24 protein-coding genes are annotated in these 20,771 nt (G+C 63.9%); 12 read left to right on the top strand and 12 right to left on the bottom strand.

Annotated elements, in window-relative coordinates; all coding sequences use genetic code 11:
- Nucleotides 1-263 precede the first annotated feature (263 nt).
- From WFP44_RS13355 to WFP44_RS13325, 7 genes are all read left to right on the top strand, one after another.
- Complete coding sequence (locus tag WFP44_RS13355) at nt 264-2,384, top strand: PQQ-dependent dehydrogenase, methanol/ethanol family (RefSeq protein WP_336927165.1); 2,121 nt, start codon at nt 264-266, stop codon at nt 2,382-2,384.
- Between the two features lie 147 nt (nt 2,385-2,531).
- On the top strand, nt 2,532-4,046 hold the full coding sequence (locus tag WFP44_RS13350; RefSeq protein ID WP_336927058.1) for an aldehyde dehydrogenase family protein: 1,515 nt from the start codon (nt 2,532-2,534) through the stop codon (nt 4,044-4,046).
- A 155-nt stretch (nt 4,047-4,201) separates the two neighbouring features.
- A complete protein-coding gene (locus WFP44_RS13345) occupies nt 4,202-5,074 on the top strand; it encodes an amidohydrolase family protein (protein WP_336927057.1) in 873 nt (290 codons plus the stop codon).
- Nucleotides 5,075-5,082: 8 nt separating this feature from the next.
- Entirely contained in the window at nt 5,083-5,556 is a 474-nt protein-coding gene (locus WFP44_RS13340) for a beta-lactamase hydrolase domain-containing protein (protein ID WP_336927056.1), read from the top strand.
- Entirely contained in the window at nt 5,553-6,299 is a 747-nt protein-coding gene (locus tag WFP44_RS13335; protein ID WP_336927055.1) for an SDR family NAD(P)-dependent oxidoreductase, read from the top strand. The genes WFP44_RS13340 and WFP44_RS13335 overlap by 4 nt, the downstream gene beginning before the upstream one ends.
- 21 nt (nt 6,300-6,320) lie before the next feature.
- A complete protein-coding gene (locus WFP44_RS13330; RefSeq protein WP_336927054.1) occupies nt 6,321-7,325 on the top strand; it encodes a zinc-dependent alcohol dehydrogenase family protein in 1,005 nt (334 codons plus the stop codon).
- Nucleotides 7,326-7,408: 83 nt separating this feature from the next.
- Nucleotides 7,409-8,308, top strand: a complete 900-nt coding sequence (locus WFP44_RS13325; protein ID WP_336927053.1) for a TauD/TfdA dioxygenase family protein — start codon at nt 7,409-7,411, stop codon at nt 8,306-8,308.
- A gap of 37 nt (nt 8,309-8,345) precedes the next feature.
- Here the strand turns inward: WFP44_RS13325 and WFP44_RS13320 are convergent, their stop codons facing one another.
- Entirely contained in the window at nt 8,346-8,663 is a 318-nt protein-coding gene (locus WFP44_RS13320; RefSeq protein WP_336927052.1) for a GIY-YIG nuclease family protein, read from the bottom strand.
- 98 nt (nt 8,664-8,761) lie between these two features.
- Entirely contained in the window at nt 8,762-9,163 is a 402-nt protein-coding gene (locus WFP44_RS13315) for a VOC family protein (protein WP_336927051.1), read from the bottom strand.
- A gap of 162 nt (nt 9,164-9,325) precedes the next feature.
- Here WFP44_RS13315 and ligM point away from each other — a divergent pair, with 162 nt between their 5' ends.
- Both ligM and WFP44_RS13305 read left to right on the top strand, forming a co-directional pair.
- Nucleotides 9,326-10,729, top strand: coding sequence for a vanillate/3-O-methylgallate O-demethylase (gene ligM / locus WFP44_RS13310; protein WP_336927050.1), 1,404 nt, complete (start codon nt 9,326-9,328; stop codon nt 10,727-10,729).
- Between the two features lie 89 nt (nt 10,730-10,818).
- The gene (locus WFP44_RS13305) at nt 10,819-11,502 is read left to right on the top strand and encodes an alpha/beta fold hydrolase (protein ID WP_336927049.1); all 684 of its coding nucleotides are present in this window, start codon (nt 10,819-10,821) and stop codon (nt 11,500-11,502) included.
- A 4-nt stretch (nt 11,503-11,506) separates the two neighbouring features.
- Here the strand turns inward: WFP44_RS13305 and WFP44_RS13300 are convergent, their stop codons facing one another.
- Entirely contained in the window at nt 11,507-12,523 is a 1,017-nt protein-coding gene (locus tag WFP44_RS13300) for an NAD(P)H-dependent flavin oxidoreductase (RefSeq protein ID WP_336927048.1), read from the bottom strand.
- 259 nt (nt 12,524-12,782) lie between these two features.
- Here WFP44_RS13300 and WFP44_RS13295 point away from each other — a divergent pair, with 259 nt between their 5' ends.
- Complete coding sequence (locus WFP44_RS13295) at nt 12,783-13,448, top strand: hypothetical protein (RefSeq protein ID WP_336927047.1); 666 nt, start codon at nt 12,783-12,785, stop codon at nt 13,446-13,448.
- Nucleotides 13,449-13,540: 92 nt separating this feature from the next.
- Here the strand turns inward: WFP44_RS13295 and WFP44_RS13290 are convergent, their stop codons facing one another.
- Nucleotides 13,541-14,815 carry an aspartate kinase gene (locus tag WFP44_RS13290; protein ID WP_419716506.1) on the bottom strand — a complete coding sequence of 425 codons (1,275 nt, stop codon included), beginning with the start codon at nt 14,813-14,815 and terminating at the stop codon, nt 13,541-13,543.
- A gap of 57 nt (nt 14,816-14,872) precedes the next feature.
- Between WFP44_RS13290 and ubiG the strand changes: the two genes are divergently transcribed.
- Entirely contained in the window at nt 14,873-15,622 is a 750-nt protein-coding gene (ubiG, locus tag WFP44_RS13285; RefSeq protein ID WP_336927046.1) for a bifunctional 2-polyprenyl-6-hydroxyphenol methylase/3-demethylubiquinol 3-O-methyltransferase UbiG, read from the top strand.
- 12 nt (nt 15,623-15,634) lie between these two features.
- Nucleotides 15,635-16,525 carry a bestrophin family protein gene (locus WFP44_RS13280; RefSeq protein ID WP_336927045.1) on the top strand — a complete coding sequence of 297 codons (891 nt, stop codon included), beginning with the start codon at nt 15,635-15,637 and terminating at the stop codon, nt 16,523-16,525.
- Here the strand turns inward: WFP44_RS13280 and WFP44_RS13275 are convergent.
- From WFP44_RS13275 to WFP44_RS13240, 8 genes are all read right to left on the bottom strand, one after another.
- Complete coding sequence (locus tag WFP44_RS13275) at nt 16,522-17,598, bottom strand: glycerophosphodiester phosphodiesterase (RefSeq protein WP_377922777.1); 1,077 nt, start codon at nt 17,596-17,598, stop codon at nt 16,522-16,524. The genes WFP44_RS13280 and WFP44_RS13275 overlap by 4 nt on opposite strands.
- Nucleotides 17,577-17,927 (bottom strand): arsenate reductase, encoded by a 351-nt coding sequence (locus tag WFP44_RS13270; protein ID WP_336927044.1) that lies wholly within the window; start codon nt 17,925-17,927, stop codon nt 17,577-17,579. Before WFP44_RS13270 ends, WFP44_RS13275 begins: the two co-directional genes overlap by 22 nt.
- A 2-nt stretch (nt 17,928-17,929) precedes the next feature.
- Nucleotides 17,930-18,238 carry an antibiotic biosynthesis monooxygenase family protein gene (locus WFP44_RS13265; protein WP_336927043.1) on the bottom strand — a complete coding sequence of 103 codons (309 nt, stop codon included), beginning with the start codon at nt 18,236-18,238 and terminating at the stop codon, nt 17,930-17,932.
- A 5-nt stretch (nt 18,239-18,243) separates the two neighbouring features.
- Nucleotides 18,244-18,729: a crossover junction endodeoxyribonuclease RuvC gene (ruvC, locus tag WFP44_RS13260; protein ID WP_336927042.1), complete on the bottom strand. Its 486-nt coding sequence runs from the start codon at nt 18,727-18,729 to the stop codon at nt 18,244-18,246.
- A gap of 93 nt (nt 18,730-18,822) precedes the next feature.
- Nucleotides 18,823-19,566 carry a YebC/PmpR family DNA-binding transcriptional regulator gene (locus WFP44_RS13255; RefSeq protein ID WP_336927041.1) on the bottom strand — a complete coding sequence of 248 codons (744 nt, stop codon included), beginning with the start codon at nt 19,564-19,566 and terminating at the stop codon, nt 18,823-18,825.
- Between the two features lie 108 nt (nt 19,567-19,674).
- Nucleotides 19,675-20,022 carry a heavy metal-binding domain-containing protein gene (locus WFP44_RS13250; RefSeq protein ID WP_336927040.1) on the bottom strand — a complete coding sequence of 116 codons (348 nt, stop codon included), beginning with the start codon at nt 20,020-20,022 and terminating at the stop codon, nt 19,675-19,677.
- Nucleotides 20,023-20,105: 83 nt separating this feature from the next.
- A complete protein-coding gene (locus WFP44_RS13245) occupies nt 20,106-20,342 on the bottom strand; it encodes a DUF2312 domain-containing protein (protein ID WP_336927039.1) in 237 nt (78 codons plus the stop codon).
- 85 nt (nt 20,343-20,427) lie between these two features.
- Nucleotides 20,428-20,742, bottom strand: a complete 315-nt coding sequence (locus WFP44_RS13240; protein WP_336927038.1) for a DUF1244 domain-containing protein — start codon at nt 20,740-20,742, stop codon at nt 20,428-20,430.
- Nucleotides 20,743-20,771: the final 29 nt, after the last annotated feature.

Below are 20,771 nucleotides of genomic sequence, written 5' to 3'. Positions count from 1 at the left end.
GCAGCTAGACCAGGGTCATGACGCGGGCTCGCGCTCGACTGGACGCGTCCACATATGCGAAAAGGCAACTTGCGCGCAAGCCGCAATCGTGCGCGGCGGCAGCAGGCGGATCGGCCCATGCGGAAGCTGCGTCACCCTGCCCAAAAAGTCCCTTGATCGCTGCCAAGCCAAGTTAGTATGCACCGCATACAAAGCCCCTTATAGCAGGGGCGGCAAGGAACAGCCTCCCCGGCAGAGGGGGCACCCTTTGGGGAGAGAGCATGATGACATTCCGGAACGGTCTGTTCGCCGCCTGTGCGGCCCTGGCACTGGCGGCCTGCGGCGCGCCGGGCGACGGGATCGATAACGACGCGCTGCTTAATGCGGGCGCGGATACGGCCAACTGGATCACTTATGGCCGCGATTATTCCGAACAGCGGTTCAGCCCGCTCGACCAGATCAACACCGAAAATGTGGGCGAATTGGGGCTTGCCTGGTTTGCCGATATGGACACCGCGCGCGGGCAGGAAGCAACCCCGCTGGTGATCGACGGCAAGCTCTATGTCTCCACCGCATGGTCGAAAGTGAAGGCCTATGACGCCAAGACCGGCGCCCTGCTGTGGGAATATGATCCGCAGGTGCCTGGCGAAACCGGGGTGAAGGCGTGCTGCGACGTGGTCAATCGCGGCCTCGCCGCCTGGGGCGACAAGCTGTATCTGGGCACGCTCGACGGGCGGCTGGTCGCGCTCGACCGCGAGACAGGGGCCGAGGTCTGGTCCAAGGTCACGGTCGACCAGACCAAGGCCTACACCATTACCGGCGCGCCGCGCGTGATCGACGGGCGTGTGCTGATCGGCAATGGCGGCGCGGAATACGGCGTGCGCGGCTATGTCTCCGCCTATGATGCGAATGACGGCGAAATGCTGTGGCGTTTCTACACCGTCCCCGGCGCGCCCGATGAGGCGGCAAGCGAGCCTGCCTATCTGAAAGCCGCGCGCGAGACATGGAACGGGGAATTCTGGAATCTGGGCGGCGGCGGCACCGTGTGGGACGCGATGGCCTATGACCCCGATCTCGATCTGCTCTATATCGGCGTAGGCAATGGATCCCCGTGGAATCAGGCCTATCGCAGCCCCGGCGGCGGCGACAACCTCTACCTCTCCAGCATTGTGGCGCTGCGGCCCAAGACCGGCGAATATGTCTGGCATTACCAGACGACGCCGGGCGAAACCTGGGATTTCACCGCCACGCAGCATATCATGCTGGCCGACATGGACATCGGCGGCACCACGCGCAAAGTGCTGATGCAGGCGCCCAAGAACGGCTTTTTCTACGTGCTCGACCGGGAAACCGGCGAATTGATCAGCGCCAAGAATTACGTGCCCACCAATTGGGCCAGCGGCATCGACATGGCCACCGGCCGCCCGATCGAAAACCCGCAAGCGCGTTATGACAAGACCGGCGTCCCCTTCGTTGCCAGCCCCGGCGCGGGCGGGGCGCATAACTGGCACCCGATGGCCTTCCATCCCGGCGAAGGGCTGGTCTACATCCCGGTGATCGAAGCGGGCTTTCCCTATGTGCCCGAAGCGAACTGGCAACCCGATACCGCGCGCGGCTTCAATGTCGGCATCGACATGGCGGCAGGCGGCCTGCCTGCGGATGACAATGTGCGGCGCGGCGCGGCGGCAGGCACGCGCGGATCGCTGATCGCGTGGGATCCGGTGACGCAGACCGAACGCTGGCGCGTGCAATATCCCGGCCCGTGGAACGGCGGCGTGCTGGCGACCGGCGGCGGCATCGTGTTCCAGGGCACGGCGGGCGGCTTCTTCAAGGCCTATGCCGCGAATGACGGGCGCGAATTGTGGTCCTTTGCCGCGCAGACCGGCGTTGTCGCGCCGTCGATCACCTATACGGTGGATGGCGAGCAATATGTCGCCGTGATGGCGGGCTGGGGCGGCATCTGGGCGCTAGCGCCCGGCGGCGTGCTCAACGAAACCAGCGGGGCGGTGCCCAATATCAGCCGCCTGCTGGTGTTCAAGCTGGGCGGCACGGCCACCCTGCCCCCCGCCCCGCCGCTTGAGCGACGCCCGATCGACCCGCCGCCCTTCAGCGGAACGCAGGCGCAGTTGACGCAAGGCACCTATGACTATGGCCGCTATTGCGGGCAGTGCCACGGCGATGCCGCGATCGGTTCCACCGTGCTGCCCGATCTGCGCCGCAGCGCCACGCTCGACAACCGGGAAACCTGGATGATGATCGTGCATGACGGCGCGCTTGCCTCCAACGGCATGGCGGGTTTCAGCCAGTCCTTGAGCCGCGAGCGGATCGAGAATGTGCGCCAATATGTCATCTACCGCGCGAACGAGGACAAGCGCATTGGCGGCATCGGGCTTCAGGGTTCGTGAGGGCAGGACAAGACGATTGTAACGGGCGTTAGCTTGATCGCGCCGCGATAGGCAGCCATATCTGCCTCTGTTATCGTGTATCCTGCACCTGGTGCGGGATTCGGTGAGGGATTTGTTTGACGCCATCCGGGAGAAGGAAGTTCAACCATGAATGAGATGACCACGATCGACCGCACGCAGCGGGAATATTCGGACGCGGTGAAGAAGGCGCTGGCGCGCAAGCCGCAGCTCTACATCAATGGCGAATGGGTCGACAGCAGCGGCGGCGCGACGATTGACGTGGAAGACCCGTCGAACGGCAAGATCATTTCCAGCTTCGTCGAAGCCACCGACAAGGATGTGGATCGGGCCGTGGCCGCCGCGCGCGCCGCGTTTGACGATGGCCGCTGGCGCAACCTGCCCCCCGTGGTGCGCGAAAAGACGCTGCACAAGATCGCCGACCTGATTGAAGCCCATGCCGATGAACTGGCCGAGCTGGAAGCCATCGACGTGGGCAAGCCCAAGGGCATGGCCAGTGTGGTGGATGTGCCGGGCGCGGCCAACCACTTCCGCTACATGGCGGGCTGGGCTGGCAAGATCAACGGCGACACCCTGCCCCCCTATTCGATGCCGGGCGGCATGATGTTCGCCTATACGCTGAAGGAGCCGGTGGGCGTCTGCGCGCAGATCGTGCCGTGGAACTTCCCGCTGCTGATGGCCTGCCTCAAGATCGCCCCGGCGCTGGCCGCAGGCTGCACCACGGTGCTGAAACCCGCCGAACAGACCAGCCTGACCGCGCTGCGCCTGGCCGACCTGATCCACGAAGCGGGAGTTCCCGCAGGCGTGGTCAACATCATCACCGGCTATGGCCACACGGCGGGTGACCGCATGGTCAAGCACCCCGATGTCGACAAGGTCGCCTTCACCGGCTCCACCGAAATCGGCAAGCTGATCAACCGCAACGCCACCGAACATCTGAAGAAGGTGACGCTGGAACTGGGCGGCAAATCGCCCGTGGTGGTGATGCCCGATGTCGATGTGGCCGAAACCGCGCCGGGCGTGGCGGGCGCGATCTTCTTCAATTCGGGCCAGGTCTGCGTGGCCGGCAGCCGCCTCTATGCGCATAAGAGCGTGTTCGACAAGGTGGTGGAAGGCATGGCCGCCACCGCCGAATTCTGGGCCCCGCGCCCCAGCCTTGACCCGGCGGCTCACATGGGCCCGCTGGTGTCGAAGGAACAGCACGAGCGCGTGCTGGGCTATATCGAAGCGGGCAAGCGCGATGGCGCATCGGTGCTGATGGGTGGTGACGCCCCGGCCAGCGACGGCGGCTACTACGTCAACCCCACCATCCTCACCGATGTGAACCCGCAGATGAGCGTGGTGCGCGAGGAAATCTTCGGCCCCGTTGTGGTCGCGCAGCGCTTTGAAGACCTCGACGAGGTGGTCAAGGAAGCCAATGACACGCCCTATGGCCTTGCCGCCGGTGTGTGGACCAAGGACGCCAGCGCCGCCGTGCGCATCGCCGGCCAGCTCAAGGCCGGCACCGTGTGGGTCAATTGCCACGCGATGATCGACCCGGCGCTGCCCTTCGGCGGCTACAAGGAAAGCGGCCTCGGCCACGAACAGGGCCGCCTTGGCCTGGAAGCTTACCTTGAGACCAAGTCGGTGCTGATGAAGCTGTGATCGGCTTACGGAGGGGGCGCCCCGGCGCTCCCTCCCCCGCACCGCTCGTGCTGAGCTTGTCGAAGCACCGCTTTTTCCTCTGACCTCTACGGAAGACGGCACGGCCCTTCGACAAGCTCAGGGTGAGCGGTTTTCTTTATTCAGGACACCAATTCATGCCCATCGACCTTTCCAAGATCCGCGCCATCGACGTGCACGTCCATGCGGAAGTGAGCTGCCACGATCCCGAAGATCCGGTGATGGGCAAGTATTTCGATGCGGCCAGCGCTTACTTCAAGGCGCCGCGCGAACGGCCGAAAATGCCTGAGATTATCGAGCTTTACCGCGAAACGCAGATCGCCTTCTGTATGTTCACCGTGGACTGCGAAAGCGGCATGGGCGCCAAGCGGGTGAGCAATTACGAGGTGGCCGAACTCGCCGCCAAGAACGACGATATCTGCATCGCCTTTGCCAGCATCGACCCGCACAAGGGCAAGTATGGCGCGCGCGAGGCAATCGACCTGATCGAGAATTACGGCGTCAAGGGCTTCAAATTCCACGGCATTGCGCAGAACGCGCATCCGGCCGACCCCATGGGTTACCCGATTTACGAGGTGATCAACGAATACAAGCTGCCCGCGATCTTCCACACCGGCCACAGTGGCATGGGCACCGGTATGCGCGGCGGCGGCGGGATGCGGCTGAAATACGGCCAGCCGATCCTGATCGACGATGTGGCGGTGGATTTCCCCGACATGAAGATCATCCTGGCCCATCCCAGCTGGCCCTGGGTGGATGAAAGCCTGAGCATGGCGCTGCACAAGACCAATGTGTTCATCGACCTGTCGGGATGGAGCCCGAAATATTTCCCCAAGCAGCTGATCCAGTATGCGAACACGCAGCTGAAACACAAAATGCTGTTCGGCACCGATTTCCCGCTGATTCACCCGGACAAGTGGATGGCGGCGGCGGCCGAAGTCGGCTTCCGTGACGACGTGATGCCCGGCATCATGAAGGACAACGCCGCCAGGGTTCTGGGGCTGGTCTGAGCGCAGGAATGACCGATCCCGCCGACATCCGCGCCTTTCTGCGCCTGTCGGACCGGGTGACCACATCGGGCCGGTTGCAGCCGGGCGATCCGGCGCGGCTGGCCGCGATGGGCGCGCGGCGCGTCATCAATCTGGCGCTGGCGACACATTCTGAAGCCTTGCCCGAAGCGGAGGCAGAGATGGCGGCGGCAGGGCTGGATTATGTCCATATCCCCGTGCCCTTCGATGCGCCGGCAGAGGCGCATTACCGCGCCTTTGCCGCCGCGCTGGACGCGGATGATCGGCCCGTCCATGTGCATTGCATCATGAACTGGCGTGTCTCGGCCTTCTTCTGCCGCTATCATATCGAAAACGGGATGGACGAAGCCACGGCGCACGCGATCATGCGGCAGGTGTGGGATCCGGACGCAAGCGATTATCCGGGGGCGGACAAATGGGCCGCCTTCGTGAGAGGTGAGGGCCTGAGGGGAGAGAGGGCGTGAATTTCAATGCCAAGCATATCTGCATCACCGGCGCATCCAGCGGCATTGGCCTTGTCGCCGCGCAAATGCTCGCAGCACGCGGGGCGCGCGTCTCGCTGATCGCGCGGCGCAAGGACGTGCTGGATGAAGTGGTCGCGGGCATCGGGGCCAACGCGGCGGGTTTTGCCGCCGATGTGGGCAACAAGGCGGCGCTGGAGAGCGCGCTGGATGCCGCCGCCGCGCATTTCGGCCCCGTCGAGGCGCTGTTCGCCAATGCGGGCCTGACCGGCGGCTTCACCCCCTTCACCGCATTTGATCCGGCGGTGTTCGAGGAAACCTTGCGGGTGAACCTCTCCTCCGTTTTTTGGGCCGCGCAAAAGGTGCTGCCGCCCATGATCGAGGCTGGCAAGGGGTCGATCCTTGTGACTGGATCGATGGCATCCAAGCGTGGCATGGCGATGAACCCGGCCTATGTCTCCTCCAAGCACGGCGTGCTGGGCCTCACCCGCGCGATCGCGGTGGAGATGGCCCCGCACGGCATCCGCGCCAATTGCATCATCCCCGGCTTTATCGAGACCGAGGCGCTGGCCCGCATTCCGGACGAGCAGAAAGGCCGTATTGCCGCGCGCGTGCCGCAGCGCCGAATGGGCTCTTGCGAGGAACTGGTCGAGGTCGCCTGTTTCCTTTTGTCCGATGCGGCTGCCCACGTGACCGGGCAGGACTGGGCCGTGGATGGCGGCGTGCTGGAATCCATCGAAGTCTGAGACATTTTCGGGAGAACATGAATGCGTGCATGGTTGCTGCCTGAGGGCTGCGAAAGTTTCGGCCAGCTCTATCTGGGCGAATTGCCCGATCCGGTCGCCGGCCCCGGCGAAGTGCTGATCGCGCCCAAGGCATGGTCGATCAATTACCGCGATTTCGCGGTGGCGGCGGGCAAGTATTTCGGCGGCCCGATCACGCAGCCTTCGGTGCCGCTGTCCGATGGCGCGGGCGATGTGCTGGCGGTGGGCGAAGGCGTGACCGCGTTCAAGCCGGGTGACCGGGTGCAGGGCAGCTTCTTCATGGACTGGGTGGACGGCCCGCAGGTAATGGGCCGCGCGCTGGGTGACGGCAAGGCACCGGGCATGCTGGCCGAAAAGGTCGTGCTGCCCGCGCATGGCGTGGTGAAGATGGCGGACAGCCTCTCCTATGCCGAGGCCGCCTGTATGCCCTGCGCAGGCGTCACCGCGTGGAATGCGCTGTTCGAAGGCGGGCGCCCCATCAAGGCGGGGAGCCGCGTGCTGGTGCTGGGTTCGGGCGGCGTTTCGATGATTGCGCTGCAACTGGCGAAAGCCGCCGGGGCCGAGGTGATCGCCACCTCCTCTTCCGATGAGAAGCTCGCCCGCGTGATGGCGCTGGGCGCGGCGCACGGGGTCAATTACAAGGCGGTGCCTGAATGGGGGGCGCATATCGCCAGGGAATTTGGCGGCGCGCACAAGGTGGTCGAAGTCGGCGGTGTGGGCACCTTGCAGCAGAGCATGAACGCGCTCGCCTCCGAAGGCGAGATTGCGCTGATCGGCGTGCTGGCCGATGGCGATCCGCCGCATCCGCGCCAACTCATGATGACCGGCGGCAGCATCCGGGGCATCTTTGTGGGCAGCGTGGCGATGGCAAACCGCCTCAACGCCTTTGTCGATCAGCACGGCATCAAACCGCCCATCGGCGCGACCTTCACGTTCGAGGACGCGGGCAAGGCCTATGCCCATGCCTGGGGGCCGGACAGCTTCGGCAAGACAGTGATCGCGCTTTAATTGACATCGGTCATTGCGGGGCGGACGGTATCGCACAAGAATGCCGCCGCCTCGCGTGATGCAAGGCACAGGGGAGAGATGCGATGTGGCAAGTGCGCGTGGCGCCGTGCGGGGATTTCGATAACCGCCCGTTCCAATCGAACCATTTCGGCGTGGAGCCGCTCGCCTCCTCGATGGGGGCGGAGATCACCGGCGTGCGCCTGCCCGACTTGTCGGACGAAGGCGTCGAAAGCCTGAAGCAGGCGCTGTGGAAGCACAAGATGATCTTCGTGCGCGACCAGAACCTGACCCATGCCGAGCACGAGGCGTTTTCGCTGCGGCTGGGAGATTTCGCGGTCGATGCCTATACGCAGGGCGTGCCCGGCCACCGCGATGTGCACCCGATCATCAAGGAAGCCGACGAGGTGACGCCCAGCCTGTTCGGCGGCGGCTGGCATACCGACAGCCCCTTCCTGCCCGAACCGCCCAGCATCACCTTTCTGCGGCAGGTAGACGGCCCGCCTTGGGGCGGCGACACGGTGTGGGCGAATACCGCACTCGCCTTCCGCCACCTCTCACCCACTTATCAGGCCATGTTGCGGCCGCTGAAAGTGTGGATGAGTGCGCGCAACAATTACGCGACGCAGGAGTTCCTGCGCGGCGCCGCGATCAGCTTTGGCGATGCGCAAAAGCACGAACAGGGGATGCGCGGTTCCTATCACCCTCTTGTGCGCAAGCATCCGGTCACGGGAGAGGAGGCGCTGTATATCTGCGATACCTACGCCGCCGGCATCGAGGGGATGACCACGCACGAGGCCAAGCCGCTGATCGATTTCCTCGTCTGGCATACCACGCAGCACGCCTTTACCTGCCGCCTGCGCTGGAAACCGGGCATGGTATGTCTGTGGGACAATGCGGCCACGATGCACCTTGCGCCCAACGATTACGACGGCTTCCGCCGCGAAATGTATCGCACGACGATTGCGGGCACGGTGCCGCGGTAATCGCAACCCCGCTCATCCTGAGCCTGTCGAAGGCCGCTCATCCTGAGTTTGTCGAAGGATCATCCTGCCGATTGCGCGCCAGAACTTTCACCCGCTCCCAATCGCCAGCAATCAGCGCTTCCTTCTTGGCCCGGCTCCAACCCTTGATCTGGCGTTCGGCAGCGAAGGCTTCGTCGCGTGTACCGAACCGATCCGACCACACCAAAGTCACCGGCCTACGGACTGCGGTGTAGCCGCCAAAGCTGCCCGACTGATGCTGCGCAAGGCGCTGATCCAGATTATCCGTGTGGCCTGCGTAGTAGGAATCATCGGTGCAGCGCAGAAGATAGGCATGGAAATCCATGCGCTTGGACATAAGCTGCTTACATACCCTTCGACAAGCTCAGGGTGAGCGGAGTGAATGAACGGTGCAAATCAGCCCGCTCATCCTGAGCTTGTCGAAAGGTCGAAGCATCACTCCCCGAAGAAGTTCAGTTCCAGCAGCACATTGTTCGGATCGGCGGTGAAAATCTGCCGCAGACCAATCGCGGCGACGATATTCTCCTGAAAATCCGCCCCGCGCGCTTTCAGCCGCTCCAGCGTTTCCTCGTATCCGGTCAGCCGCAGCGCCACATGGTGCAGCGCGCCGGTCAGATCGCCCGGCGTGATCTCGCGGTCATAGGCGCGCACGCAATCGAGCGAGTTGATATGGATGATGGCGCGGCCCGCATCGTCATACATCCATTGTGCGGTTTCAGGCGTCAGCGGCGGGGGGGCGTCGCGCCGTTCCAGCCCCAGCAATTCCGCATAGAACCGGGCCGTCCCGTCCAGATCATCGGTAATGATGTTCACATGATCGAGCGCTTCGACTTTCATTCCCATCTCTCCCCTCATCCTTGGCCAATCTCCCTCCACCGATTCTTTGGCGCTTTTGCCGCGCAATATGCGCCTTATCGCTTGCACCCCTAGCGCAACATTGTATGTGACGCATACAATTTCGCGTATGTGATTCCTTCACAAGCATGGAGAGGTGAAGCAATGGCTGAGAATCTTGAACAGATCCTGCAGGGCACGACCGACATCGTCGGCAAGCTCCGCAATTCGCAGATCGGTGCCTATGTGTATCCGGTCGTCGCGCCGGAATTTTCCAACTGGCGTTCGGAACAGTGGGCCTGGCAGCACTCGGCCGTGCTGTTCGATCAGTCGCACCATATGTTCGACCTGTACATCAAGGGTCCGGACGCGCTCAAGCTGCTGACCGACACCATGATCAACAGCCCCAAGGGCTGGACGGTCAACAAGGCCAAGCAGTATGTCCCCACCACGCCTTATGGCCATGTGATCGGTGACGGCATCATCTTCTGGCTGGAAGAAGACGAATTCGTGTATGTGGGCCGCGCGCCCGCCGCCAACTGGCTCCGTTTCCAGGCGGAAAAGGGCAAGTACAACGTCAACATCATCAACGATCCGCGTTCGCCCAGCCGCCCGATGGGCAAGCCGGTGCACCGCATTTCCTGGCGCTTCCAGATCCAGGGCCCGCGCGCATGGGACGTGATCGAAAAGCTGAACGGCGAACCGCTGGACAAGCTGAAGTTCTTCCATATGTCGTCGATGAAGATCGGCAACAAGACCGTTCGCACTCTGCGTCACGGCATGGCCGGCTCGCCGGGCCTCGAAATCTGGGGTCCGTATGAAGAGCAGGACTACATCCGCGACGAAATCCTGAAGGCTGGCGAAGAATTCGGCCTGATCGCCGTGGGTTCGCGCGCCTATCCGTCGAACACGCTGGAATCGGGCTGGATCCCGAGCCCCCTGCCCGCGATCTACACCGGCGACGAGCTGGCCGATTACCGCGAATGGCTGGGTGCGGACAGCTACGAAGCCACCGGCGCGATCGGCGGTTCCTTCGTGTCCGACAACATCGAAGACTATTACCTGAACCCGTGGGAGCTGGGCTATGGCCCGTTCGTGAAGTTCGACCACGACTTCATCGGCCGCGCCGCGCTGGAAAAGATCGATCCGTCGGTTCAGCGCAAGAAGGTCACGCTCGAATGGCACGCCGACGACATGAAGAAGATCGTCGGCTCGCTGTTCGATCCCGAAGGCGAACAGTACAAGTTCTTCGACCTGCCGCTGGCCAACTATGCCAACAGCAATTACGACAAGGTCATTGACGCGAACGGCCGCACCGTGGGCCTGTCGCTGTTCACCGGCTACTCGTATAACGAGAAGAAGGCTCTGAGCCTTGCGACTGTTGACCACGAAATCCCGCTGGGCACCGACCTGCACGTGGTGTGGGGCGAAGAAAACGGCGGCACCAGAAAGACCACCGTCGAGCCGCACAAGCAGCTTAACGTGCGCGTGCGTGTGTCGCCCGTGCCGTATTCGGCCATGGCTGGCGACACCTATGCGCAGGGCTGGCGTTCGACCCGCAAGGGCTGAGCCAAGCCTGCCTTGAAGGCCGCTTGATACAAGCCCCGCGAAGCGTCACAGCTTCGCGGGGCTTTTGCTTTTCGGGAGAGGGGACAGACATGGCCGATTACGTTCTGGTTCACGGCGCATGGGGCGGGCATCACAGCTGGGGCGAAGTGCCCGCGCGGCTGGAGGCAGCGGGGCATCAGGCGCTCACCGCCACGCTGCCCGGCCTTGGCGCGCGGCAGGCCGAACTGCATCCGGGCATCACGCTCTCCGATCACGTGGACGCGGTGTGCCAGCAGATCGCCGATGCGGGCATCGACCGCTTCGTCTTGGCGGGCCATTCCTATGGCGGCATGGTGATCACGGGGGTTGCCGCGCGGCTGGGCCGGCAGATTGACGCGCTGTGCTATGTCGATGCCTTCCTGCCCGATGACGGGGAAAGCCTGTGGCACATTACCGGCGATTTCGAGCACAACTGGTACATGGAAGCGCAAAAGCACACGCCCGGCCTGATCCGCCCGCTGATGACGCCGGATGACTGGCAGCCCGTGCCCGGCATCGTGGGTTACCACCCGCTGCTCACCCTGGTGGAGGCGGTGAAGCTGACCGGCGCAGAAGCCGCGATCCCGAAGAAGAGCTATATCTTCGCCACCCAGTATAACCCCACGCCCTTCCCGCGCTTTGCCGAGAAGGCCAAAGCCGCCGGATGGGACTATCACGAGGCGGCGACCGATCACTTCGTGATGCAGAACGACCCTGATACCACCACGCGGGTGCTGCTGGGGCTTGCCGGTTAGGTGGTCAGGCGCGGCGGCCTGTCAAAGCCGCCTCGCACTCGGCCATCAGCGTGGCGATGATTTCGGCGGCGGGTTCTTCCTTGGTTACCATGCCGACCGATTGGCCCGCCATCACGCTTCCGCTTTTCACATCGCCATCAATCACCGCACGCCGCAGCGCGCCGGCCCAGAAGCGCTCGATCCGCAGCTGCGCTTCTTCCATGTCGATGCTGCCCTGATCGAGCAGCAGCGCCACCTCGCGCTGCTTGGCGGTGAATTCGGCGGTGCCTTCGTTCTCCAATGCGCGCACCGGGATCACCGGCAGGCGCGGATCGAGCTGCACCGATGCCACCGCGTTGCGGGCCGAAGCGCGGAAGAAGGCCTTCTTGAAATCGGGATGCGCGATGCTTTCAGTGGCACAGGCAAAGCGCGTGCCCAATTGCACGCCGGCTGCGCCCATTTCCAGATAAGCGGCAATCATCGCGCCATTGCCGATACCACCCGCCACGAACACCAGATTGTCCGCGCTCAGTTCGGGCAGGATTTCCTGCGCCAGCACGGATGTGGACACCGGGCCGATATGCCCGCCCGCCTCGCTCCCCTCGATCACCAGCGCATCTGCGCCCGATCGCAGCAGCTTCCTGCCCAGCGCCAGCGTGGGAGCAAAACAGATGACCTTGGCCCCGGTTTGCTTGATCGCTTCCACGCTGCCCTTGGGCGGCAGGCCGCCGGCCAGCACCACATGGCTGACCTTGTGCCGGGCGCACACCGCGATCAGGTCGAACAGATCGGGGTGCATGGTGATGAGGTTGACGCCGAAGGGCTTGGCGGTGAGCGCGCGTGTCGCGGCGATTTCGGTATCGAGCAGTTCGGGCGTCATCGCCCCGCAGGCAATCACGCCAAAGCCGCCGCCATTGCTGATCGCGGCTACCAGATTGCGTTCGGAAACCCAGCTCATCGCGCCGCACAGAATTGCGGTTTCGCTGCCGAGAAATTCTGCGCCGCGCTGCATCAGCGCCTGGGTCTTGGGAAAGCGTGTCATGCCGGTGCCTGTTCTGTTGCCGGCGCCGCCTCTAGGCCGGATCGGCGCGGGCGACAAGACGAGCGGTCCATCCCTCCGCGCAGATCGCGCCAATTCATACAAATCCTGTCATTCGCGCGGCGGTTGCGCACCATTCAATTGCCATGCTGCAATGGCGGGCATAAACAGGGCCTCGGATGCAATCGCAGGGCCGCCGGATCGCGTCATCCCGCCCTCCCCCTGCCCGCGGGCATCCTGGAGTTTTCTTGTGGGGGACAACATGAAACGCTTGCCACTTGCCGCCACGCTGCTGGCCGCCTTCTCGGCCCTCGGCACCGCCTTGTCCGCCACCCCGGCGCTGGCTCAATCGGACAGCTACCGGGTGGAGGCGAATGACACCTATTCGGTCGATCTGACGATCTGCAATCCGGAAGTCTATGTCTCGGTGCGCGGGGACGGCGATACCGATCTCGATTTCACCGTGCGCAGCCCCAGCGGGCAGACGGTGCATTCGGATTACGATTACACCGACATCACCTTCTTCACGCTCTACCGTCAGGCGCGATCAGGGTGCGAAACCTACCAGATGGACGTAAGCAATCTCGGCAATGTCTGGAACCGTTTCAGCGTGGATATGGAAACGATCCGCGCGGATGCCGCCAGCAATTCGGGCACAACGAACGACGGGCGCAACCGCGCGGTCTCCTTCGCCAACAACGGCAAGGAATCAGTCTGGTATATCTACTGGGCCAATGTCGCCAACCGCGACTGGGGGCCGGATCAGTTGGGCTCCAACGTCATTATCGCAGGCGACAGCTGGCAAACCACGATTGATGACGGGTCGGGCGCGTGCCGATTCAACATCCGTGCGGTGACACGCGGCGGGCGCGAGATCCTGCGCAACAATGTGGATGTGTGCAGCACCTACACGATAAATCTGGATTGACGTGCAATCTGGATTAACTGGACGCCCATAAGAAAAGCGGGCCTGCCAGCAATGGCGGCCCGCTTTTTCGTGCCCGGTAAGGCACACCAGGATCAGGCAGCGGCGTCCAGCTCGTAAGCTGAATGCAGCACGCGCACGGCCAGTTCGGTCTCGTCCGCGTCGATCAGCACGCTGATCTTGATTTCACTGGTGGAAATTGCCTGCACATTGATGCCGCGATCGGCCAGCGCCTTGAACATGGTGGCCGCCACGCCCGCATGGCTGCGCATACCCACGCCCACGACCGAAATCTTCGCCACCTTGTCATCCGCGATCAGGCGGAAATAGCCGATGGCTTCCTTGCGTTCTTCCAGCAGCGTCTGCGCGCGCAGCAAATCGGCCTTGGGCACGGTGAAGGTGACATCGGTCTCGCCCTTGTCCTTGGCGATGTTCTGGATAATCATGTCCACATTGATGCTGGCGGCCGCCAGTGGACCGAAGATCGCGGCGACAGCGCCGGGCCGGTCGGCCACGCGGGTCAGGGTGATCTTGGCCTCGTTCTTGTCGGCGGCGATACCGGTGATGAGTTGGCGTTCCATGTCCAGTCCCTCTTGGCTGATTTTGGCAAGTTCCTCGTCCGACACGATCATCGTGCCCGGCAGGCTGTCGGCATCGGGCGCGTTCTCGTCCACAAAGGAGGAGAGGACCTGCACGCGCACCTTCTCCTTCATCGCCAGGCTGACCGAACGCGTCTGCAACACTTTCGAGCCGACCGAGGCGAGTTCGAGCATTTCCTCGTACGTCACATTCTTCAGCTTGCGGGCCTTGGCCACAATCCGCGGATCGGTGGTGTAGACGCCATCGACATCGGTGTAGATGTCGCAGCGATCGGCCTTCACCGCCGCAGCCACCGCCACGGCAGAGGTATCCGAACCGCCGCGGCCCAACGTGGTGACGCGGCCATCGGGCGTCACGCCCTGAAAGCCGGGAATCACCGCGATCTGGCCGCTTTGCATCGCGGCGATCAATGCGGGGGCGTCGATCTCCTCGATCCGGGCCTTGGCGTGGGCGTCGTCGGTCTTGATCGGCACCTGCCAGCCCAGCCAGCTGCGCGCGCGGCAGCCCATGGCCTGCAGGGTAAGGGCCAACAGGCCACTGGTCACCTGTTCGCCCGATGCCACAACCACATCGTATTCGGCCGGATCGTACAGCGCGTTCGCTTCGCGGCAGAAATTGACCAGCCGGTCCGTCTCGCCCGCCATGGCGGATACGACCACCGCCACTTCATCGCCCTTGGCGGCCTGCGCGCGCACGATATTGGCCACACGGCGAATACGCTCCGTCCCCGCCATCGAGGTGCCGCCAAACTTCATCACAATACGGGCCACGGGTTCATCCCCTGCTGCATACTGGCTTAAGACTTCGCGCGCTGTTAGGGATGCAGCATGGCTGATGCAAGCGCTCCTGACACCTTGGCAAATGAAACCATCCGCGCAGACGAGGCGGCGCATTTCGGGGCGCTGGCAGCGGACTGGTGGAACCCTGCCGGCTCCTCCGCCATGCTCCACCGGCTGAACCCGGTGCGGCTCACTTTCCTGCGCGAGGCGGTGGACCTGCACTGGGGCGGCGATGTCCGCTCCATCCGCCCGCTGGCGGGCAAAACCGCGCTGGATGTGGGCTGCGGCGCGGGCCTGCTGTGCGAACCGCTGGCGCGGCTGGGCGCAAATGTCACCGGCGTGGACGCGGCGGCGGAAAACATCGCGGCGGCCGTGCGCCATGCGGCGGGCGGAGGCTTGGCGATCACCTATCACCACGGCGAACTGGCCAGCCTTGGCCTCGGCCCATTTGATCTGGTCACCAGCATGGAAGTGATCGAGCACGTGGCCGACAAGCCCGCCTTCGTCGCCCAACTGGCCGCGCATCTGGCCGATGGCGGGCTGATGGTGCTCTCCACCCCCAACCGCACCACCGCCAGCCGCCTGCTGCTGGTGGGCGCGGCAGAGGCCTTGGGAGCGGTGCCAAAGGGCACACACCATTGGGGCGATTTCATTACCCCTGATGAACTGCGCGACCTGCTGGCCGATGCAGGCCTGATCATGGGCGAGCCGCGCGGGATCACCTGGTCGCCGGCCAAAGGCCTGCATCTTTCCGACGATCTGGCGCTGAATTACATCGTCACCGCGCGGGCCGGATAGGGGCGCGCGGCGGTGATCGTCCGCGACGCTCCGCGCGCGCTTGATCTGATCTTTGCGATCCGGGGGTCGATCCTGCCGCGCATTGCGCTGCGCCTGATCGCACTGATGGGATTTGCCGCCTTGCTGGTCTGGCTGGATCGGCGAGCCGATTTGCTGCCCGAAACCGGGGGACTGGGCTTCACCGTGTTTGGCATCGCGCTCTCGCTGTTCCTCGGCTTTCGCAACAACGCCGCCTATGACCGCTGGTGGGAAGCGCGCAAGCTGTGGGGCGGTTTGCTCGCCGATATGCGCAGCCTTGCGCGGGAGGCGGAGGTGTTCGTGCGCGACGATGCCCTGCGCCTGTCGCTGCTGCGCACCGCGCGCGGCTTTCTGCATCTGCACCGCGCCAATCTGCGCGGGCTTGGCGGCGACGAATTGGCACAGCGCCACGGAGGCACGCTGACCGATGCGCCACACCCGCCCGATGCCGCGCTCGATGCGATGGCAGCGCTGGTAAAGCAGGGCGCCTTAGGCGGCATGATCGACAGTTTTGGCCAGCGCACTCTGGCTGAACGGCTGCGCAGCATGGCGCTGAAACAGGCCGGGTGCGAACGGATCGCGACCACGCCGCTGCCCTATGTCTATTCGCTGCTGATCTACCGCACCACCTGGCTGTTCTGCCTGCTGCTGCCGCTGGCGCTGGTTGGCCCGGCCGGCTGGCTGACGCCGGTGTTCGTGGGCATTGTCGGCTATGTCTTTTTTGGTCTTGCCGAAGTGACCGAGGAATTGAGCCACCCCTTCGGCCAGACGCCCAACGGCCTGCCGCTGGACGCAATCTGCCGCGCGGCCGAAATCAGCCTCGCCCCGCATCTGGACGAAGAGGCGCCGGCGCCGCTGGAACCGAAGGATTATTTCCTCAGCTAATCGCCAATCACAGTGCAGAGCAGGTTTTCCATTCCCTGCCGCCACGTTACGCTGCGGCCCGGATCGTCGGTAAATACGCCGTCGGTGCCTGCTTCCACCAGTGCGCGCAGCACGCGGCTCTCACAGCCAATGCCCGCCGGATCGTCGCCCACTCTTGCTGCAAACGGAAGGAACGCATTCTCCTTGCGCAGCGTCCAGCCATGCACCACCAGCCCTGCTGCATGCGCCGCATCGACAAGGCCCGTGGATGCGCCCTCGTCATCCAGCAGCAATCGCAATTCCGCGCCGATCCCATCGGCATAGGCGGCGATGCCCGCCAGCCCCTCGCCGGATAGCATATCGGCATAGGTCGTGCCGGGCAGATCGGCAGCGCCGCCCTGTGCCGACACAAGCTGCACCAGCCTGAGATCGGTCATGGTATCCAGCCTTTGCAGCGGCATGACCTCAAAGCTCTGGATGAACACCGGATCGTCCGCATTGCGGTATCCGGCAGTGTGGAGTTCCTCCACCAGCATGGCGGCCAGATCGTGCCCAATCCCAAGGAAGTAGGCCGGATGCTTGATTTCGGGATAAAGGCCGATGCGCCGCCCTGTCTCCGCCTCGCGCGCCTGCACCAGCGCGATCACTTCGGCCAGCGTTGGCACCTGATAGAGGCCATCAAACGCGGTATTGGCGACGCGCAGTTGCGGAAGGCGTTCGCGGGCGCGCAGGGTGCGCAGTTCGGCAAGCGTGAAATCCTCGGTGAACCAGCCGCTCACTTCCTCGCGATCGATCAGCTTGGTGGTGCGGCGACCCGCAAACTCCGGGCGATCTGCCACATCGGTGGTGCCCGAAATCTCGTTCTCGTGCCGGGCGACCAGCACGCCGTCTTTCGTGGCCACAAGATCGGGCTCAATATAATCGGCGCCCTGATCTATCGCCCGGTCATAGGCGGCCAGCGTGTGTTCGGGCCGCTCGCCACTGGCGCCGCGATGCGCGATGATGAGGAAATCGGAGCCCTGCGCCATGGCGGGCAGGCTAAGCCCCAGCAGCAGCGGGGCCAAGGCCCCATTCAAAGCAGCGCGGATTCCCATTGCTTCTCGTCAAACCCCACCAGCAGGCCACCGGGATGGACCACCACCGGCCGCTTGACCATGGAAGGGTGTTGCGTCAGCAGCGTGACAGCGCCTTCCGGGCTGGCGGCCTTCGCTTGTTCTTCGGGCGACAGCTTCTTCCACGTGGTGCCGCGCCGGTTCAGCACGGTGTCCACGCCCATTTCCGCCATCCATTCAGCCACCAGCGCCGGATCGGCACCGTGCTTCTTGTAGTCATGGAATTCATGCGCGATCCCGCGCGCATCCAGCCATGAACGCGCCTTCTTCACCGTGTCGCAGTTGGGGATGCCGTAGAGTGTGATCGTCATGCTCAGTCCTCGTGCGTGAAACGATGGATGCGCGGGTTGGCGCAGCCGTAGAGGGTGTATTCCGCATACCATTCAGCTCGCCCGCGCGCCTGCACATCACGGTGCGCGGCCATGCGGCCCCAGCTATGCGCGGCGGCTTCATCCGCCCATTCGGACAGGGCGACGACCTCGCCATCTTCGGCTGCAAAGCTTTTGAACGACACGAAACCGGGCTGCGCGCGGGCGAGAGCCTCCATCTCCTCCGCTGCTGCGGCATAGGCGGTCGGGGCCATATCGGCGCGTTTGGTGTTGCGGAAGACGACCAGATACATCGCGCCTAACCCCTTCTGCCCGGATGCGCGCCAAGATGCGCATCCGCTATCGCCACCGCCAGCGCATCCGCCGCATCCGCGCCGGTGATGGCGACGCCGGGCAACAGCACTTTGAGCATGGCCTGCACCTGGGTCTTTTCCGCCCCGCCGGTGCCCACCACGGCCTTCTTCACCAACCGCGCGGCGTGCTCGTTCACCGTCAGGCCCGCCGCCCCGCACGCCGCCAGCACGCACCCGCGCGCCTGCGCCAGTTTGAGCGTGGATTGCGGGTTTGTGTTGAGAAAGACTTCTTCCGCCGCCGCGCGATGGGGGCGGTGCAGCGCGATAACATCGGCAATCCCGGCGTGGAGGGCCGCCAGCCGCTGCGCCATGGGCGCCTTGGCATCGGTTGCAATCTGGCCATGCGCCACATGGGCAATCCGCACGCCATCCACACGCAACACGCCCCAACCGGTGGAGGACAGCGAGGGGTCGAGGCCGAGGATCAGCATTTGGGCCTTGTGCCGCTCGCCTCGAGCGAAGTCGAGAGGCCTGCTGGCCGTGTCTCGACTGCGCTCGACACGAACGGACCGCAGCGCCGGGCCTTAACCCAGCTTCTCCATCACCTCGTCAGCGATTTCGTAATTGCCCCACACGGTCTGCACGTCGTCATCGTCATCGAGCATGTCGATCATCTTGAGCAGCGTCGCGGCGTCCTTCTCGTCGAGCGAGACGGTGAGGTTGGGCTTCCACGCCAGCTTGACCGTTTCGGCCTCGCCCAGCACAGCTTCCAGCCCCTTGGCCACTTCGTGCAGGGCTTCCATCTGCGTCCAGATCGTGTGGCCTTCCTCGCCCGATTCGACATCGTCCGCGCCCGCCTCGATCGCGGCTTCGAGCACCTTGTCCTCGTCACCAACGCCGGCCGGATATTCGATCATGCCAAGCCGTTCAAAGCCGTGCGCGACCGAGCCGGAGGCGCCCATATTGCCGCCATTCTTGGCAAAGGCGTTGCGCACATTGGTGGCGGTGCGGTTGCGGTTGTCGGTCAACGCTTCCACGATGATCGCGCTGCCGCCGGGGCCATAGCCTTCGTAGCGCACTTCCTCGTAATCTTCCCCGCCGGCAGCGCTCGCCTTGTCGATCGCGCGCTGGATATTGTCCTTGGGCATGGACTGCGCCTTGGCCGCGTTCACTGCCAGCCGCAGGCGCGGGTTCATATCCGGATCGGGCAGGCCCATCTTCGCCGCCACGGTGATTTCGCGGGAAAGCTTGGAAAACAGATTGGACCGCTTTTTGTCCTGCGCACCCTTGCGGTGCATGATGTTCTTGAATTTGGAATGGCCTGCCATGGTTCGCTTCTGCCGGATGCGTGAAAAGAATGTGCGCGCGGCCTAGCGCAGCCGTGCGCCTGCTTCAACCGTGCGCGGCAGGAACAATGTGCGGCAGGGGAAAGGCGGCTAGATGCGCACCGCCGTGCCGCTGACGCTGACCATCAGCATCGAGCCGGTCTTGCCCAGCACCTCGTAATCCAGATCCACGCCCACCACGGCATTGCCGCCGCGTGACGCCGCAGCCGCCTGCAATTCGCCAATCGCCTGTTCGCGCGCATCGGCCAGCACTTTTTCGTAACTGCCCGAACGCCCGCCCACGATGTCGCGCACGCTGGCGAACATATCGCGGAAAATATTGGCGCCCACGATCACTTCGCCGGTGACCACGCCCAGATAATCCTGGATGGGCCGCCCCTCGATGCTGTGGGTGGTGGTGACGAGGATGCCGCGCGCATCCTTCCACGGGCTGGCCATGTGCAAATCCTCCTGCCGCCGGAATGGCGTGTTAGGAGTATAATACAGCTTGGCCCCGTTTCAAGATTTGCGCCGCTTTTGCCTCAGCCAAGGCCCAGTGCGTTCTTGTAGGTTTCCAGCACCAGTTCCATCTCGTTCCGGTCATCGGGCTTCATCTTGCGCAGGCGCACCACCTGCCGCATGATTTTGGGATCGTAGCCCACCGCCTTCGCCTCGGCATAAACGTCGCGGATATCATCGGCGATGCCCTTCTTTTCTTCCTCAAGGCGTTCGATACGCTCGATCAGCAGGCGCAGGCGGTCGTCAGTGGCTTCGGCCATGGGAAACTCCGGTCAGAATTGAGAATCAGTCGGCGGCCCGGATAGAGGCGGCAGCAGATTCGGGCAAAGTGCCCCTTGTGGAAAATCAGTGCGCGGGGCCGTTCCGCTTCAGGCTTTCCTCCATGCGGGCGAGCTGTTCCGGCGTCGCTTCGGTCTGGTATTTCGCCTTCCAATCGGCGCTCGGCATTCCGTGGATCAGCGCGCGCGCGGCTTCCTTGTCGCCATCATAGCCCGCATCGCGAATCCAGTCGGCCAGGCAATTTCGGCAGAATCCCGCCAGCCCCATCAAATCGATGTTCTGCGCATCGTGGCGGGCTTGCAAATGGCTGACGAGGCGGCGAAACGCGGCCGCGGCCACATCATCGGGCAGATTTTCCAGGGCATCGGGGGCATTGAGCATTTTCTCGTCCTTGTCTTGTCGCACAGGCG

The organism is Alteraurantiacibacter palmitatis (genome assembly GCF_037154115.1).
GTDB lineage: Bacteria > Pseudomonadota > Alphaproteobacteria > Sphingomonadales > Sphingomonadaceae > Alteraurantiacibacter > Alteraurantiacibacter palmitatis.
The sequence above is the reverse complement of the archived record's forward strand: the minus strand, read 5'-3'. Positions and strand labels throughout refer to the sequence as shown.

What these genes read in the sequence shown, in the direction of transcription:
- WFP44_RS13355 (WP_336927165.1), top strand. Translation starts at nt 264, where the DNA reads ATGACATTCCGGAACGGTCTGTTCGCCGCCTGTGCGGCCCTGGCACTG.
- WFP44_RS13350 (WP_336927058.1), top strand. Translation starts at nt 2,532, where the DNA reads ATGAATGAGATGACCACGATCGACCGCACGCAGCGGGAATATTCGGAC.
- WFP44_RS13345 (WP_336927057.1), top strand. Translation starts at nt 4,202, where the DNA reads ATGCCCATCGACCTTTCCAAGATCCGCGCCATCGACGTGCACGTCCAT.
- WFP44_RS13340 (WP_336927056.1), top strand. Translation starts at nt 5,083, where the DNA reads ATGACCGATCCCGCCGACATCCGCGCCTTTCTGCGCCTGTCGGACCGG.
- WFP44_RS13330 (WP_336927054.1), top strand. Translation starts at nt 6,321, where the DNA reads ATGCGTGCATGGTTGCTGCCTGAGGGCTGCGAAAGTTTCGGCCAGCTC.
- WFP44_RS13325 (WP_336927053.1), top strand. Translation starts at nt 7,409, where the DNA reads ATGTGGCAAGTGCGCGTGGCGCCGTGCGGGGATTTCGATAACCGCCCG.
- WFP44_RS13320 (WP_336927052.1), bottom strand. Translation starts at nt 8,663, where the DNA reads ATGTCCAAGCGCATGGATTTCCATGCCTATCTTCTGCGCTGCACCGAT.
- WFP44_RS13315 (WP_336927051.1), bottom strand. Translation starts at nt 9,163, where the DNA reads ATGAAAGTCGAAGCGCTCGATCATGTGAACATCATTACCGATGATCTG.
- ligM (WP_336927050.1), top strand. Translation starts at nt 9,326, where the DNA reads ATGGCTGAGAATCTTGAACAGATCCTGCAGGGCACGACCGACATCGTC.
- WFP44_RS13305 (WP_336927049.1), top strand. Translation starts at nt 10,819, where the DNA reads ATGGCCGATTACGTTCTGGTTCACGGCGCATGGGGCGGGCATCACAGC.
- WFP44_RS13300 (WP_336927048.1), bottom strand. Translation starts at nt 12,523, where the DNA reads ATGACACGCTTTCCCAAGACCCAGGCGCTGATGCAGCGCGGCGCAGAA.
- WFP44_RS13295 (WP_336927047.1), top strand. Translation starts at nt 12,783, where the DNA reads ATGAAACGCTTGCCACTTGCCGCCACGCTGCTGGCCGCCTTCTCGGCC.
- ubiG (WP_336927046.1), top strand. Translation starts at nt 14,873, where the DNA reads ATGGCTGATGCAAGCGCTCCTGACACCTTGGCAAATGAAACCATCCGC.
- WFP44_RS13275 (WP_377922777.1), bottom strand. Translation starts at nt 17,598, where the DNA reads ATGGGAATCCGCGCTGCTTTGAATGGGGCCTTGGCCCCGCTGCTGCTG.
- WFP44_RS13270 (WP_336927044.1), bottom strand. Translation starts at nt 17,927, where the DNA reads ATGACGATCACACTCTACGGCATCCCCAACTGCGACACGGTGAAGAAG.
- WFP44_RS13265 (WP_336927043.1), bottom strand. Translation starts at nt 18,238, where the DNA reads ATGTATCTGGTCGTCTTCCGCAACACCAAACGCGCCGATATGGCCCCG.
- ruvC (WP_336927042.1), bottom strand. Translation starts at nt 18,729, where the DNA reads ATGCTGATCCTCGGCCTCGACCCCTCGCTGTCCTCCACCGGTTGGGGC.
- WFP44_RS13255 (WP_336927041.1), bottom strand. Translation starts at nt 19,566, where the DNA reads ATGGCAGGCCATTCCAAATTCAAGAACATCATGCACCGCAAGGGTGCG.
- WFP44_RS13250 (WP_336927040.1), bottom strand. Translation starts at nt 20,022, where the DNA reads ATGGCCAGCCCGTGGAAGGATGCGCGCGGCATCCTCGTCACCACCACC.
- WFP44_RS13245 (WP_336927039.1), bottom strand. Translation starts at nt 20,342, where the DNA reads ATGGCCGAAGCCACTGACGACCGCCTGCGCCTGCTGATCGAGCGTATC.
- WFP44_RS13240 (WP_336927038.1), bottom strand. Translation starts at nt 20,742, where the DNA reads ATGCTCAATGCCCCCGATGCCCTGGAAAATCTGCCCGATGATGTGGCC.